Annotated in this window: 1 protein-coding gene and 1 pseudogene; both read right to left on the bottom strand. The window is 72.9% G+C overall.

What is annotated here, in order from left to right; all coding sequences use genetic code 11:
• A pseudogene (locus I53_RS24120) lies at nucleotides 1–726 on the bottom strand (DNA-processing protein DprA); the annotation flags it as partial.
• Between the two features lie 36 nt (nucleotides 727–762).
• The gene (plsY, locus tag I53_RS24125) at nucleotides 763–1,308 is read right to left on the bottom strand and encodes a glycerol-3-phosphate 1-O-acyltransferase PlsY (protein ID WP_083936144.1); all 546 of its coding nucleotides are present in this window, start codon (nucleotides 1,306–1,308) and stop codon (nucleotides 763–765) included.
• Between the last annotated feature and the right edge of the window lie 55 nt (nucleotides 1,309–1,363).

The raw sequence follows: 1,363 nt of genomic DNA on the forward strand, positions 1-1,363 counted from the left end.
GGTTTTGCTCCAGGGCGTAGCGCGCCTGATCAGCGAGCCGAAGCGGCGGGCGGCCTCGCCCACGACGGTCCCGTAGGACAGGCCGGAGATGATCCGGTTGCGCCGCGGGAAGTCGCGTCCGCGGGGCTCCCAGCCCATGGGCATCTCGGCCAGGACGGCGCCGCCCTCCCCCAGGATGGCCTCGACCAGGGCCGCGTGGCTCGCCGGGTAGATCCGATCCTGGCCGCCCGCCATCACGGCGATGGTTCCTGTCGGAAGGCTGGCCCTGTGCGCCCGGGCGTCGATCCCGCGGGCGAGGCCCGAGACCACCGTGAGGCCGGCCTCCCCGAGGCCGCGGGCCAGCCGCTCCGTGAAGGCGAGCCCTGCCGTCGAGGCGTTGCGCGAACCGACGAGCGCAACGGCCGGGCGGTTCAGGATGCCGGCGCCGCGCAGGGCCAGGAGCGGCGGCGCCGCGTCGACCTGCGCGAGGAGCCGGGGATAGTCCGCCTCGCCCGTGGCGATCAGGCGGCCGTCGAGGCGGGCGAGCGCCGCGATCTCGGCCTCGGCTTCGCTGCGCGTCGGAGGCGTGATCCGCCGACCCTGGCGGCCTGCGAGATCCGGAAGGGCGTCCAGGGCGGCCGCCGCGCCGCCGAACCGGTTCACCAGCCTCCGGAAGGTGCGCGGCCCGACGCCCTCGGTCCGGATCAGCCGCAGCCAGTCGAGCCGCTGCGCGTCGGTGAGCTGCATGCACTTCCCCAAGGTCCGCGCGTGGCGCGCGTGCGCTCAGCCTTTCTGGCCGATGCGCCCCTCGGTGCCGTTTGCGAGCCGGCGGATGTTGGGCGCGTGCTTCCACCATAGCAGCACGGCCAAGATGAGGAACAGCAAAGCTTGGGCCGGCGCACCGAGAGCCCACAGGGCCAAGGGTGTCGCCGCGGATGCCGCAAGTGCCGCCAGCGACGAATACTTGAGCGCGAAAGCGAGCCCGAGCCAGATCGCTGCAAAGAGACCGAGCGCCGCGGCATTGAAGGCCAGGAGCACGCCGATGAAGGTCGCGACACCCTTGCCGCCTTTGAATCCGAGCCAGATGGGGAACAGGTGCCCCAGGAACGCACCGAGCCCCGCGGCGAGCGCCGCACCCTCGCCCAGGTTTTTGGCGAGCAGGACGGCGACAGTTCCCTTGAGGGCGTCACCCAGCAGGGTCGCCGCGGCAAGGCCCTTGCGGCCGGTCCGCAGCACGTTGGTGGCGCCGATATTGCCCGAGCCGATGGCCCGCACGTCGCCGAGGCCGGCGAATTTGGTCAGGATCAGCCCGAACGGAATCGAGCCCAGGGCGTAGCCGAGGGCGAGGCCGCCGAGGGCGGCCGGGGTCGCGAGATCGGGAAGC

This window comes from Methylobacterium sp. B1, from assembly GCF_000333255.1.
Classification (GTDB): Bacteria; Pseudomonadota; Alphaproteobacteria; order Rhizobiales; family Beijerinckiaceae; genus Methylobacterium; species Methylobacterium fujisawaense.